The sequence below is a fragment of the Micromonospora polyrhachis genome, from assembly GCF_014203835.1.
Taxonomy (GTDB): Bacteria; Actinomycetota; Actinomycetes; order Mycobacteriales; family Micromonosporaceae; genus Micromonospora_H; species Micromonospora_H polyrhachis.
This window is the reverse complement of sequence record NZ_JACHJW010000001.1, coordinates 3,289,024-3,301,511: the sequence shown is the minus strand read 5'-3', so window position 1 is coordinate 3,301,511 and position 12,488 is coordinate 3,289,024. Positions and strand designations below refer to the sequence as shown.

Here is a 12,488-nt window from a genome sequence, read left to right as displayed (position 1 = left end):
CACACGGATGGGCTGGAAACTGCCGTGGGTGTCTTCCGGAGGGATGACCTTCAACGAGGACTTCGGTGCCACGCAGGACGGCGAGGAGCAGCAGGCGATCAGCGTCTTCATTCGACGCCGCGACCGGATATTTCATTCGTGGTCGACGTTTGCTCGGGGGGAAGAGCCGTTCATGCTCGTCTTCGACCTTCTCGATTTCACCCCCTACGGACGACAGGAGTCCTGGGAGGACTCCCCCGAAGGGTGGCCGCAGGAGCCGACCTACTCCTGGATGCGGCTGCAAGACCGTTACGGCGCCAAGGCTGACCAGTGCGCACACCATGCGGCGCCTCCGCGCCCGACGGAAGGCGCCACGCCCGACCTCGTGTGAGGTTCGAGAAGGGGCCATCGTGACATCTGCCGTGATCCGCCGAGCAGGTGCCCACGAGTGGGCGGGCTAGAGCTGCTTCTTCGGAACTAGCAGGAACACGGACCACGTGTCGTATGTCATGACGGTGATCGCCTGCGAACTCCTGGACATCGCCCCGGGTGACGGCTCCGCCGGCGATCTTCAGGGGTCGCTCTGAAGGGTGACGACGAGACCGGGGCTACTGACGAAGGCGTGGCCCCCACTAAACCGGCCAAAGCGCCGCGCGTCGAGATGATCAGTTGTGGAGTGCTCGTTGCAGGACGGCGCGAAGATGCTCCGGGTCGGCGGGTCCGTTGTCGAGGAGTATGGCGGTGCAGAGTCCGTCGGAGGCAGCGACCACTCCGGCGATGGCGACGGGGTCGTCGGTGAGGGTGGCGGAGAGTTCTGCGATGTTCTCTCGCCACCGGCGTGCCACGGGTCGCAGTGCGGGCCTGCGGGCTGCGAGGGTGGCGAGTTCTCGTTCGGCCAGCGCACGCTCACGGCCCGCGCCAGCGGTCTGGGCGATGAGTTCGGCCAGGCCGGCGAGCTTGTCGCCAGAGGTGTCGATAATCTCGCGGATGCGGGCGGTGTAGGCGTCGGCGACGCTGGTCAGGGCGGCGATGAGCAGGTCGTCGAGGGTTGCAAAGTAGTAAGTGCTCAAGGACGTGGTGATGCCGGCCTGCTTGGCGACGGTGCGGTGGGTGACGCCCGCAGCGCCGTCACGGGTGACAACTGCCAGGGTGGCCTCGATGATCTCGGCGCGGCGTCTCGCGCCGCGGGCGAAGCGTCCGTCGGTGTGTTCGGGGTCGTCCCTGTCGGTCATCTCCACCTCCTCACGACTGCTATCCCCAAGGATAGTCGGACCATCGTTCAAACGTCGGAGCCGATGTGCTGCGTCCGTCCGAGCTGGGGCACGTGGCGCAGCATGCGCAGGCACAGCATGGTGGCGGCGGCGATCGCGAGCCCGGCAACCACCGAGGCGACGTTCAGCCCCGTGGTAAAGGCGAGCTGGGCATCGACCAGTGCACCGGGCGGGAGGTCGTCGGCGATCGCGACAGTACTGCTGAGGCTGTCGGTCAGCGCCGTTGCTTCTCCTTCCGGCAGGCCGGCTGGCACGGTCAGGTGGGTGCGGTAGATGGCGGTGGTCAGGCTTCCCAGGATGGCAACGCCGATGGCGATGCCGAGTTCTTGGACGGTCTCGGACAGCGAGGCCGCCGAACCGGACTTCGCTGCCGGTGCGGCGCCGACCACGATGTCGGTGCCCAGGGCGGCGATCGCGCCCAGGCCGAGGTAAACGAAGGCGAACCCCGCGGCCACAGGCAGCTCGTCGTCCAGACCAGCGGTAGCCAACATGACATAGCCGATCAGTGAAACGCCCAGTGTGCCGCCCATGACGTAGCCCGGCCGGATGCGCCGGGCAAGCACGGGCGCGCCGATGCCGGCGGCGAACATCGCCAGCGCCGGCGGCCCCATCCACAGGCCCGCCACGAACGGACTCAACCCTTCCACCAGTTGCAGATACTGCGTGACGAGGTACATGGTGCCGCCCATCCCTACGAGTCCGACCAGCAGCACGGTCAGCGCGACGCTGAATGCCCGGTTCTTGAACAGGGAGACATCCAGCAGCGGGTCTGCCAGGCGGGATTGCCGGTGCCAGAACACCGCGCCGGCGATCACCCCCACCACCACGGCGATGATGGCGCTGACATCGAAGCCCTCGGCGGCAGCGTGCTTGATGGCATAAACAATCGGAAGGATCACCGCCAGCGACAAGGTCACGCTGGTCAGGTCGAGCCGACCAGCACGCGGGTCCGCGTACTCCGGCAGCAGCACCCGCCCCAGCAGCAGCACGATCGCAGCGATCGGCACCGCGACCAGGAACGCAGCACCCCACCAGAAGCGGTCGACCAGCACACCGCCGACGATCGGCCCGGCCGCCATCCCGGCGGCGAACATCGTGGCCCACACTCCGATCGCCACCGCCCGATGCTGCGGGTCGGGAAACATATTCGAGATCAGCGACAGCGTGGACGGCATCAGCGTCGCACCAGCAATCCCCAGCAGGGCACGCGCAGCGATCAGCAGCTCCGCGCTCAGCGCGAACGCCGCGACCACCGAGACCGCCGCGAACGCAGCGATCCCGAGCATCAGCAACCGACGCCGCCCGACACGGTCCCCCAGAGTGCCCATCGTGACGAGGAACCCGGCCAGCAAGAAGCCATAGGCGTCCATGATCCACAGCGTCTGCGTTGCCGACGGCCCGAGGTCGGCCGCCATGGCCGGCAGCACCAGGTACAGCACCGTCACGTCCAGTCCCAGCAAAAACGTGGGCAGCGCCAATAGCGCCATCCCCGCCCACGCCCGTGCGTCCGCAGGTGCAGTAGCCCGTCCGCTCACCAGTTTCTCCTCGTTCGACCTACAAGCAGTTGTACGATAGTTCAATTAGAACTATCGTACAACTAATAAGGTGAGGTAAGACGAGGGCTTTGCTCGATGACCTCGACCACGACAACCAGCTGACCGGGGATCCCGCCGTCGCGCGGGGCGGGCCCACGCCGTACGTGCTCATTTCCTTGACTACCTCGGCGAAGAAGAGCAAGCACACGAGCACTTCCACTCCGCGGCAGGACTCGCCACCAGCAAGGTCGAGCGCCGCTGCCTCCTCGGTCAAGCCGGGCAGCACGCGTCCCGCCAACACAGGTCCAACCAAGACTGGAGATCGGATTGGTCAGCTCATGAGCGTGCAAGCGGCCGCGTAGCGGCGCGGCAGCGATCGACCCGACCCCGCCGACGGCTGGCCACCCCTGGCGATCGTTACGGCCTCGCATGTGGTCAACGCCGGGACACTGAGCGCATCGGGCCACCGGCTACCTCGGCAGCTCAGCTCATGACTCCAGCTATCGAAGCATGTTGTACTTCTGTCTATGGAACGGCGGCGGATACGGACGGGCCTGGCCCTGCTGATGCTGGTGGTCAGCCTCTCCGCCGTCGGGGGGTGGCGGTGGTGGCACAACCGGGTGCCTTACGGGCCGGAGGTCCTAGCCGCCACCGTGACGTTGGAGTTCGTCGGCAATGAGGCCGTCTCGGCTGCACTGGGACGAGTGAACGCGCCACATGCGGACGAGGGCGACCAACTGGTGTTGGGCCGGGTTACCTGGCAGCCGCCTGCCGAGCCGCAGGAAGGCGGCATGTTCTGGATTGTCGTTCTGGACAAGCGCACCCACGTCAAGCCCACGGCGTTCGGGGTCGCGTCGCCCCGTCAAGACGGCGTTGGCATTGGGTCACACGGATACCTGCGCAAAGCGGCCGACCGCTATCCCTGGCTGGACGGCATTGTCGGCCAAGAGGTCGACGGCGGGTGGATGAACGCCGGCAGTTCCATCTCCGTAGCGGCAGCCGATGCGACGCCGGTGACGTTCGTCGGCATCTTTCCCGAGGCGAAGCGGCTGCAGCAGGCTACGCCCATGATTGCTACAGCTCCGGTGGCCATATCGGACCTGCTGGTCGCCTTCATCAGCATGGGGCCCGACGGTCAGCTGTACTGGGCTCAACGGCTCTTCGGCTAGCGAGCCAGCACGCGTGGCGAGATCTGCCCTGCTTCGTACGCCGAGCCTGCAGCCCGGCGTCTGGGCGTCTGGGCGGCTGCCATCGATCTGGGCCGGGCGGACAACAAGCGGAAGCGAAATGTTAGGCCAGGTCGGAGGCGGAAGTCGTCAAGAAGCAAAATGACCTGCACTGGCAACGTCGCCGCTCCGCCCTGGCTGGGTGACCGCTGGAACGCCCTACGGCGTCCAGTCACGCCGGAGCAGACCGTAGATCACCAGGTCTACGAAGCCATCGCCGTCGTACTCGCGGTCCCGCTGGGTGCCTTCGTGCGTGAAGCCACACGTCTCCGCAGTCCGCCGCATGGCCGTGTTACTGGCGAGCGTCTCCAGTTCCAGGCGGCGCAGGTTGCGGTTGCGAAAGCCGTACCGGCAGAGCAGCCGGATCACCTCGGTCCCGTACCCCTGGCCACGCGCCTCGGGTACCAGCGAGATCCCGAGGTGGGCGTACCGACTGAAGGCATTGATCCCCCACAGCACGCCGCTACCGAGGAAGGTGCCGTCGGCCACCGTCTCGGCCAGCAGCGACACCGCCGTCTGGCCATCGGGCGGCTCGGTGACCTGTTTCTCCAGCCGGGCCCGGACTTGGCCGACGTGGCGCGGCAAGAACGGCTCGTCGTCTGTGATCAGGTGCAGGTCAGGATCACCCGACAGGCGGAACATGTTCGACGCGTCGTCGGGCGTGGGCGGGCGCAGTCGGACCCGGTCGGTGACGAACATGGCGCGACGCTAACAGCCAAGGCGAAGATCCACGACCGGATTTACCGGACATCCGGACCGCGCGGCGTGCAGACTCCGACGCGCTGACGACGCCACGTACGCGTCAATGCCAACCTCCCGAACGCCTTCGCTGCCCGGCAAAATGTCATGGTGCCAAGCACTTAGCTGTTGCGGCCGATGGTTGACAACGGCAGCCTCGAAGCCTGGATGGATCGGTTTCTGGCACAACTACGGCGGTGTGTGCCGACCTGTCGAGCACCGAGTTGACGGACATGGACCGGGTGGTCGAGCGAAAGCTGTACGACCTCGATCGGCAAGAAATCCATGAGTAGGACGAGTTCATTTGCCTGTGTCGCGTCTCGGGACATGCCTGACAGTCGCGTCCCACCAGATGCTTAACAAGATCGCGGGGCACCTGGTGGCAAATGCCGTTACGCGTCAGACGCAGTCCCAGAAGAAGCGGCCTTCGCGGAGGTCCGGAGAGAGGAAACCGTATCCGGTCCCTCCACCGAAGTTGAGGGCGTAGGGGGCATCGGATCCGTGGCCTTCTCCACCGTCAAGTTGGAAGTGAAACCGCCAGTCGGCCGGTACTCCCTGGAGATCGGACTGCCATAGGTGGGCCTTGCCCCCGACGTAGCTGCAGGGCGGAAGAGCGCTGGTGTGTACGTCAACGGCTTCCGGAAGGTCCAGCAGTACGCCTGCCCGCTCGGCCTCTTGGCGTGCGATATCCGCATCCAGAGTTGCCTCGGCGGCTGGGTCCGGGGGGACCAAGTCCACGGCGTATTCAACGCGTACATGCTCGTCCCATGTCATGCCCCGTCGCCACAGGGACGGACCGGTACCCCTGTCTGTCGTAACGATAAGGGGCGGGATGCGGCCGCTGGGTTGAACCAGGAGGGCGTTCTCGCCGGCCTCAGCATCGAAAGTCTCGGCCATGCACTGAGGGTCGTCGGTGACGAACAGGTAGGCGAGAGTCACTGGTTCACCGGGGATGGGGATCTGGCCGACGAACATCATGGGCGTTCCCAGGCTGCGAGACACCGGCCAGGTAGGCGGCCCGAGCACACGGGTTGGCCGCCCAGCTTAGCTTGCGGAGCGTGGATGGGCGCATCGACTGGTCGCAGCCGCATCTGCAATCGGGGAAGTAGCCAGGCATCGCCAGGACCGTTGCAGTCCTGCTGGATCGTGACGGGGACCGGCGGCACATCACTCATCAGGCGATGCTAGGCGGGGTCGGGTGGCATCGGCAGCTGCGGAAGTTGTCTGGGCCGTCCAGCATGTCCTGGAACAGATTCGTCAAGCATCAACTGGGACTGGACAGTTCATTTCACGGCCGGAGCAGGTATGAGCGATCCGGTTCCGTCGTACCCGGGTTAGGGCGTCGCGGCCTGGTCGAGGAACAGGTCTACGTCTTCGTGCGGCGCGTCGTCGACCAGTTGATAGCCCGGAACGCGGTCGAAGACGGGCTCCGGGAAGAAGACGTGTGGCTAAAGCAGGCACTACGCGCCTGGCAGAGCCAACAGGCTGGACCTAGCCATTGCCCGACGTAACAAGGCTGCGGGTAGCTCCGGGATGACGAGGTACGCCTGAGAGTCGTTGACGGATGCCGAAGCGACGCTGAGACGCTCTACCCCACTTACGGGCTATCGGTGGAGCCACGGGGACTCGAACCCCGAACCCCTGCCTTGCAAAGGCAGTGCTCTGCCAGTTGAGCTATGGCCCCGAAAAGCCCGAGTCGTTCAGTATGACGACTCGGACCCGTGCTATCGGAGGTCGGGCGAGGTGGTGGCCTCGTGCCAGAGCGCACGCTCGTCGTTGGCGTCCATGACCTTCTTGGCGATCAGCGCCGCTACGCCAACCACGCCGACAACGATCAGAAGCTTCTTCAACATGGGGCGATCCCTCACGCTCGACTACTGTCGGACGGGTGTGAAGTGGGGCTAGATGGAATCGAACCATCGACCTCAGAGTTATCAGCTCTGCGCTCTAACCGACTGAGCTATAGCCCCCCGTGTGCCGAGCAAGGGTATCGCACCTTGGCGGCAGTCCCCAACTCGGGGCTATCAACCCCGGCAGCCGGGGCGGCGAGCCACCCGGGAGGGCTGGTCACCATCGGGGTCGACGGTACCGGAAGACGAAACTCCGGGGCGACCGGATTATGGTCCGCCCCGGAGTTTCGTCAAGCGTCAGTCGCGTCAGTCGCGTTCGGCCAGCGTCAACTCGATGCCGCCGACCAGGTCTGCGCAGACGTTGTAGACGAACGCGCCGAGCGTCGCGAGCGCGGTGAACAGCACCACGTTCACCAGACCGAGGAGGACGGAGGTGAGGATGACTCCCTTCGCCGTGATCTCAAGGCTGTCGGCCTCCTGCCCACCGGTGGCGCTGAGCAGGTCGGTCAGGCTGTTGTTGACGCTCTCGAAGACACCCATCGCGTCGAGCGCCAGGTAGAGCACGGCGGTCGCCACGACGACGACGATGAAGAGCACCAACGACACGGCGAACGAGAACTTCATGACGGACCAGGGGTCGATCCGCTTGAGGTTCAGCCTGGCCCGGCGGGGACCACGCGAGGCGGCGGAGCTGACGGAGCTGCGGGCCGCGCGTACCGCCTCGTTGACCCGGGCCGCACCGACGGCGGCGGCGCCCCCGCCGGTCGACCCCACGATGTTGCCGCCGGCCGGGTCGCTCACCGACCGGGCCGCCGAGGTACGACTACCGAACGGGCTGGGCGTACCGGTGGCCGGTCGACCGCCAGGGCTGGGGCGAGGTGCCTCAGGCTTGGCCCGACCGGCGCTGGCCGACGGTTCGGCGCGGTCGGCCGCGGACTTCGCCGGAGTTACCTTGGCGGTGGCCGAGGTCGGTGTCGCCCCGTCCGCCCCACCCTGGGCGGGTGTGGGGCGGCTGTCCGCTTCTCCGGCGGGCTGGTCCGGCGGGGGCGGCATCCCCGGGGCCCGGGTGAACTTGGGGGACGGCGCGTCGGCGGGAACGGTCGCCCGGCCGACAGCTGTCCGGCCGGCCGCGGTGGCACCCCCGCTGGGTACCTCCTCTTCGACCGGGTTGGCCGAGGTCCCCGCACTCCCCGACTTCGCCTGTGTCTCCGTCATTAACTAGTCCTGTTCGTCAGGCTCGTCGGCATTGCGAGCAATCGCCACGATGGTCACGCCGTCTGGTAGGTCCATCAACTTGACACCCATTGTGTTCCGATCGCGTGTACGGCGTACAGGCTTCACCGGAGTCCGAATCACGCCGCCGTTACTGGTGATCGCGAACAGCTCGTCCTCCGGGCTGATCACGACCGCGCCGACCAGCGCGCCACGACGTTCTGTGATCTTCGCGGTCAGCACCCCTTTACCTCCCCGGCCCTGGACCGGGTATTCCTCGATCGGAGTACGTTTTGCGTATCCCCCGTTCGTCGCCACCAGGACGTCCATACCCTCCATGCCGTCGCGCACAACCTCCATCGCCAGCAGGACGTCCTCGTCCGAGAAGCGCATACCGATGACACCGGTGGTGGCCCGGCCCATCGGACGCAACGTCTCGTCGGTGGCGTTGAACCGGATCGCCTGCGCGTTCTTGGACACCAGCAACAGGTCGTCGTCGGGGCCCGCAAGCGCCGCGCCGACCAGCTCGTCCTCGTCGCGCAAGTTGATCGCGATGACACCACCGGACCGGTTGGAGTCGAACTCCTCCAGCCTGGTCTTCTTCACTAGGCCGTTCTTGGTGGCGAGCACCAGATACGGCGCGACCTGGTAATTCGGAATTTCGATGATCTGAGCAATCTGCTCACCAGGCTGGAAGGCGAGCAGATTGGCTACGTGTTGGCCCTTTGCCACCCTACTGGCTTCCGGAAGCTCGTACGCCTTGGCCCGGTAAACCCGACCCTTGTTGGTGAAGAAGAGGATCCAGTCGTGGGTGGAGCAGACAAAGAAGTGGCTGACGATGTCGTCCTGGCGCAGCGTGGCACCACTGACACCCTTGCCGCCGCGCCGCTGTGACCGGTAGAGGTCCACCTTGGTGCGTTTGGCATAACCGGTGCGGGTGATCGTCACGACCACGTCCTCGCGGGCGATGAGGTCCTCCATGGAGACCTCGCCCTCGAAGGGCAGGATCTTCGTACGACGCTCGTCGCCCCACTTGGCCACGATCTCGCCGAGTTCCTCGGAAACGATCTTCCGCTGCCGCTCCGGCTTGGCCAGGATGTCCTTGAACTCGGCAATCTCGATCTCGATCTTCCCGAGTTCGTCGATGAGCTTCTGCCGTTCCAGGGCGGCGAGCCGGCGCAGCTGCATGTCGAGGATCGCGGTGGCCTGGATCTCGTCGATCTCCAGCAGCTGCATCAGGCCCTGCCGCGCCTCGTCGACGGTGGGCGAGCGCCGGATCAGCGCGATCACCTCGTCGAGCGCGTCCAGCGCCTTCGCCAACCCGCGCAGGATGTGCGCCCGCTCCTCGGCCTTACGCAGCCGGTACGCCGTACGACGCCGGATGACGTCGATCTGGTGGTGGACGTAGTAGCGGATGAACTGGGCCAGGTTGAGCGTGCGCGGCACCCCGTCGACCAGCGCCAGCATGTTGGCGCCGAAGGTCTCCTGAAGCTGGGTGTGCTTGTAGAGGTTGTTGAGCACCACCTTCGCGACGGCGTCCCGCTTGAGCACGAGGACGAGCCGCATACCGGTACGGCCGGAAGACTCGTCCCGGATGTCGGCGATGCCGCCGAGCTTGCCCTCCTTGATCAGGTCGGCGATCCGCTCGGCCAGGTTGTCCGGGTTGACCTGGTAGGGCAGCTCGGTGACGACAAGGCAGGACCGGCCCTTCTTGTCCTCCTCCACCTCGACCACGGCCCGCATCCGGATCGACCCGCGACCGGTGCGGTACGCGTCCTGGATCGCCGCGGTGCCGACGATGAGACCGTAGGTGGGGAAGTCCGGCCCCTTGACGATCTCGATCAACGCTTCGAGCGTGGTCGCCTCGTCCACTTCGGGGTTCTCCAGGCACCACTGCACCGCCGCCGCGATCTCCCGCAGGTTGTGCGGCGGGATCTTGGTGGCCATGCCGACCGCGATGCCCTCGGAGCCGTTGATCAGGAGGGTGGGGATCCGGGAGGGCAGGATCACCGGTTCCTTGGCGCGGCCATCGTAGTTGTCCTGGAAGTCGACGGTGTCCTCGTCGATGTCCCGCAGGAGCTCCATCGCCAGCGGGGACAGCTTGGATTCCGTGTAGCGCATCGCGGCGGCCGGATCGTTACCGGGCGAGCCGAAGTTGCCGTTGCCGTCGATCAGCGGATAGCGCAGCGACCAGGTCTGGGCCATCCGGACCAGCGCGTCGTAGATCGACGCGTCGCCGTGCGGATGGTAGTTACCCATCACGTCACCGACCACGCGGGCGCACTTCACGTACCCCCGGTCCGGCCGGTAGCCAGAGTCGAACATGGCGTAGAGGATCTTGCGGTGTACGGGCTTGAGCCCGTCCCGTACGTCCGGCAGGGCCCGCCCGACGATCACGCTCATCGCGTAGTCGAGGTAGGACCGCTGCATCTCCACCTCAAGCCCCACCGGCTCGATGCGGTCGTGCGCGGCGACCGGGCCACCGCCGGCAGCCGGCTCCGCCGGCTCGTTAATGGGGTTTTCGGGAGTATCCGTCACTGTCAACCCTTATCAGACTTAAAGCCGTATTCCGCTGTGGATAACGACTGTGGAAACCGTCGAAGCTGTGGATAACTCTGTGGGTAACGGTGCCGCCGGCTGGTTGGGCGGCGACACCGCCACCGACTAGATATCCAGGAACCGCACGTCCTTGGCGTTGCGCTGGATGAACGACCGTCGTGCCTCCACGTCCTCGCCCATGAGGACGCTGAACAGCTCGTCGGCGGTTGCCGCGTCGTCGAGGGTGACCTGACGCAGCGTGCGTGTCGCCGGGTTCATCGTGGTCTCCCACAGCTCGGGGTAGTTCATCTCACCCAGACCCTTGAACCGCTGGATGTCATCCGGCTTGGCGTTGGGCTTCTTCTGCTGCCGGAGGGCGATCAGCCCGTCCCGCTCGCGGTCGGAGTACGCGTACTGGGCGTCGTCGCCCTTCTTGTTCCACTTGATCTTGTAGAGCGGCGGGGCCGCGAGGTAGACGTGCCCCAACTCCACCAGCGGTCGCATGAACCGGAACAGCAGAGTCAGCAGCAGCGTCTGGATGTGCTGGCCATCCACGTCGGCGTCGGCCATCAGCACGGTCTTGTGGTAGCGCAGCTTCTCGATGTCGAAGTCGTCGTGGATACCCGTACCGAGTGCCGTGATCAGCGCCTGGACCTCGGCGTTCTTGAGAACCCGGTCGATCCGCGCCTTCTCCACGTTGAGGATCTTGCCGCGGATCGGCAGGATCGCCTGGGTACGTGGGTCACGCCCCTGCTTGGCCGAGCCGCCGGCCGAGTCACCCTCGACGATGAACAGCTCGGACTCGCGCGGATCGGTCGACTGGCAGTCGGCCAGCTTGCCGGGCATCGACCCGGACTCCAGCAGCGACTTACGCCGGGCCAGCTTCCGGGCCTGGGCGGCGGCGATCCGGGCCCGGGCAGCCTGCGACGCCTTGGTGATGATGGTCTTCACCTCGGCCGGGTTCCGGTCGAACCAGTCCACCAGCCACTCGTTGCAGACCCGCTGCACGAAGCTCTTGATCGGGGTGTTGCCCAGTTTGGTCTTGGTCTGGCCCTCGAACTGCGGGTTGGTCAGCTTGACCGAGATGATCGCGGCCAGGCCCTCGCGGATGTCCTCGCCGGAGAGCTTCTCGTCGCCCTTGAGCAGCTTCTTCTCCGTGCCGTACCGGTTGACCACGCTGGTCAACGCGGCCCGGAAGCCCTCCTCGTGGGTGCCGCCCTCGTGGGTGTTGATGGTGTTGGCGAAGGTGTAGACCGACTCGCCGTACGACTCGTTCCACTGCATGGCGATCTCGACCGACATGCCCTCTTCTTCGGCACCGAACTCGATCACCGACCGGTGGATCGGGGTCTTCGGCGCGTTGAGGTGCCGGACGAAGTCCGAGATGCCGCCCTTGTAACAGAACGTCACCTCACGTGGCTTACCGTCCTCCTCCTGGACCCGCTCGTCCCGCAACTGGATGGTCAGCCCCCGGTTGAGGAAGGCCATCTCCTGGATCCGCCGGTAGATGGTCTCAAAGGAGAAGTCGACGGTCTCGAAGACGTCCGGATCCGGCCAGAACGACACCGAAGAGCCGGTCTTGTCGGTCTCCTCACCCTTCTCCAGGGGACCGGGCTTGGAGTTGTGGTACTGCTGCCGCCAGAAGTAACCCGACTTCTGGATCTCCACCGCCATCCGGACGGAGAGCGCGTTCACCACCGAGACACCTACGCCGTGCAGACCACCGGAGACCGCGTACGCCTTGCCGTCGAACTTGCCACCCGCGTGCAGCACGGTCAGCGCGACCTCGACACCCGGCTTCTTCAGTTTCGGGTGCAGGTCGACCGGAAATCCCCGGCCGTTGTCGACCACCCGGACGCCACCATCGGCGAGCAGCGTCACATTGATCGTGTCGCAGTGACCAGCGAGGGCTTCGTCGACCGCGTTGTCCACGACCTCCCAGACCAGGTGGTGCAGACCCCGCTCACCGGTCGAGCCGATGTACATACCGGGCCGCTTACGGACCGCCTCCAGGCCCTCCAGCACGGTAATCGACTCGGCACCGTACTCCTGCTTATTCTGCGCTGCCACCTTTTCGGCCACTTTCTCGCACCCGCCAGGCACCACATGGGCGTCCGGGGCGCGGGTTCGGCGGACAGG

10 protein-coding genes and 2 tRNA genes are annotated in these 12,488 nt (G+C 65.9%); 2 read left to right on the top strand and 10 right to left on the bottom strand.

Features of this window, described 5'->3' with window-relative positions; all coding sequences use genetic code 11:
- Positions 1 to 7 precede the first annotated feature (7 nt).
- The gene (locus tag FHR38_RS14265) at positions 8 to 370 is read left to right on the top strand and encodes a DUF899 family protein (RefSeq protein ID WP_184535129.1); all 363 of its coding nucleotides are present in this window, start codon (positions 8 to 10) and stop codon (positions 368 to 370) included.
- A 274-nt stretch (positions 371 to 644) separates the two neighbouring features.
- Here FHR38_RS14265 and FHR38_RS14260 read toward each other — a convergent pair whose 3' ends face one another.
- On the bottom strand, positions 645 to 1,211 hold the full coding sequence (locus FHR38_RS14260) for a TetR/AcrR family transcriptional regulator (protein ID WP_184535128.1): 567 nt from the start codon (positions 1,209 to 1,211) through the stop codon (positions 645 to 647).
- Positions 1,212 to 1,258: 47 nt separating this feature from the next.
- Positions 1,259 to 2,785 carry an MFS transporter gene (locus FHR38_RS14255; RefSeq protein WP_312882131.1) on the bottom strand — a complete coding sequence of 509 codons (1,527 nt, stop codon included), beginning with the start codon at positions 2,783 to 2,785 and terminating at the stop codon, positions 1,259 to 1,261.
- Between the two features lie 527 nt (positions 2,786 to 3,312).
- Between FHR38_RS14255 and FHR38_RS14250 the strand changes: the two genes are divergently transcribed.
- Positions 3,313 to 3,954 (top strand): hypothetical protein, encoded by a 642-nt coding sequence (locus FHR38_RS14250; protein ID WP_184535127.1) that lies wholly within the window; start codon positions 3,313 to 3,315, stop codon positions 3,952 to 3,954.
- Between the two features lie 216 nt (positions 3,955 to 4,170).
- Here the strand turns inward: FHR38_RS14250 and FHR38_RS14245 are convergent, their stop codons facing one another.
- The 8 genes from FHR38_RS14245 to gyrB all read right to left on the bottom strand — a co-directional run bounded on the left by FHR38_RS14245 (position 4,171) and on the right by gyrB (position 12,419).
- Positions 4,171 to 4,710, bottom strand: a complete 540-nt coding sequence (locus FHR38_RS14245; RefSeq protein ID WP_184535126.1) for a GNAT family N-acetyltransferase — start codon at positions 4,708 to 4,710, stop codon at positions 4,171 to 4,173.
- Between the two features lie 438 nt (positions 4,711 to 5,148).
- A complete protein-coding gene (locus FHR38_RS14240; RefSeq protein WP_221449018.1) occupies positions 5,149 to 5,727 on the bottom strand; it encodes a hypothetical protein in 579 nt (192 codons plus the stop codon).
- 633 nt (positions 5,728 to 6,360) lie between these two features.
- Positions 6,361 to 6,433 (bottom strand) — tRNA-Ala (locus FHR38_RS14235).
- A 40-nt stretch (positions 6,434 to 6,473) separates the two neighbouring features.
- Positions 6,474 to 6,602, bottom strand: a complete 129-nt coding sequence (locus FHR38_RS31590; RefSeq protein ID WP_221449017.1) for a DLW-39 family protein — start codon at positions 6,600 to 6,602, stop codon at positions 6,474 to 6,476.
- A 43-nt stretch (positions 6,603 to 6,645) separates the two neighbouring features.
- Positions 6,646 to 6,719, bottom strand: a tRNA-Ile gene (locus FHR38_RS14230).
- A gap of 186 nt (positions 6,720 to 6,905) precedes the next feature.
- The gene (locus tag FHR38_RS14225; RefSeq protein WP_184535125.1) at positions 6,906 to 7,814 is read right to left on the bottom strand and encodes a DUF3566 domain-containing protein; all 909 of its coding nucleotides are present in this window, start codon (positions 7,812 to 7,814) and stop codon (positions 6,906 to 6,908) included.
- Between the two features lie 3 nt (positions 7,815 to 7,817).
- Positions 7,818 to 10,349, bottom strand: a complete 2,532-nt coding sequence (gyrA, locus tag FHR38_RS14220; RefSeq protein WP_184535124.1) for a DNA gyrase subunit A — start codon at positions 10,347 to 10,349, stop codon at positions 7,818 to 7,820.
- A 126-nt stretch (positions 10,350 to 10,475) separates the two neighbouring features.
- Positions 10,476 to 12,419 carry a DNA topoisomerase (ATP-hydrolyzing) subunit B gene (gene gyrB / locus FHR38_RS14215; protein WP_184539659.1) on the bottom strand — a complete coding sequence of 648 codons (1,944 nt, stop codon included), beginning with the start codon at positions 12,417 to 12,419 and terminating at the stop codon, positions 10,476 to 10,478.
- Between the last annotated feature and the right edge of the window lie 69 nt (positions 12,420 to 12,488).

Bases quoted from the DNA above. Each gene is read 5' to 3' on its own strand.
- FHR38_RS14240 (WP_221449018.1), bottom strand. From the start codon at position 5,727: ATGATGTTCGTCGGCCAGATCCCCATCCCCGGTGAACCAGTGACTCTC.
- FHR38_RS14245 (WP_184535126.1), bottom strand. From the start codon at position 4,710: ATGTTCGTCACCGACCGGGTCCGACTGCGCCCGCCCACGCCCGACGAC.
- FHR38_RS14260 (WP_184535128.1), bottom strand. From the start codon at position 1,211: ATGACCGACAGGGACGACCCCGAACACACCGACGGACGCTTCGCCCGC.
- FHR38_RS14250 (WP_184535127.1), top strand. From the start codon at position 3,313: ATGGAACGGCGGCGGATACGGACGGGCCTGGCCCTGCTGATGCTGGTG.
- FHR38_RS31590 (WP_221449017.1), bottom strand. From the start codon at position 6,602: ATGTTGAAGAAGCTTCTGATCGTTGTCGGCGTGGTTGGCGTAGCGGCG.
- FHR38_RS14225 (WP_184535125.1), bottom strand. From the start codon at position 7,814: ATGACGGAGACACAGGCGAAGTCGGGGAGTGCGGGGACCTCGGCCAAC.
- FHR38_RS14265 (WP_184535129.1), top strand. From the start codon at position 8: ATGGGCTGGAAACTGCCGTGGGTGTCTTCCGGAGGGATGACCTTCAAC.